This is a genomic window from Lachnospira pectinoschiza (assembly GCF_020564355.1).
Classification (GTDB): domain Bacteria; phylum Bacillota; class Clostridia; order Lachnospirales; family Lachnospiraceae; genus Lachnospira; species Lachnospira intestinalis.
In genome coordinates this window covers 1-439 of sequence record NZ_JAJCRR010000031.1, presented here as the reverse complement: position 1 = coordinate 439, position 439 = coordinate 1, and the positions used below count along the sequence as shown (strand labels likewise).

The 439-nt window shown below is 43.5% G+C and carries 1 protein-coding gene; it reads left to right on the top strand.

The annotated features are described in order from the left end of the window. Positions 1-439: polysaccharide lyase family 8 super-sandwich domain-containing protein (locus LI288_RS14105; protein WP_320055244.1), on the top strand; the 439-nt coding region annotated here is incomplete at both ends.

Sequence of the window (439 nt, the reverse complement as noted above, 5' to 3'; positions counted from 1 at the left end):
ATACAGCTGATGGCATGTTTTATCTCTATAATAACGACGGTGTCCAATTTGGTAACAGTTATTGGCCAACGGTTGATCCTTATCGTTTACCTGGGACAACCGTAGATACTGTAGCGCTTCAAGATGAAAACTCATCCTTTACTACCGTAACTTCTCCCGAAACATGGGTCGGTGGAGCAGCTGCAGAAAATCAAGCCGTTATGGGTATGGCGCTTAATAAGCAAGGCACTAAAAACAACGGCACTGTCCTTCCGATGAATCTTCGTGCTAAAAAATCCTGGTTTGTTCTCGAAGATCAGACGATTGCCTTAGGGGCTGAAATTAGTGGTGACACCACCGCATCAATCGAAACGGTGGTTGACAACCGCTTGCTTAATACGTCTTACCAATATCAAATCATTTCAAATAAGGGGAATATCACTGATGCCTCAGAAGAAAG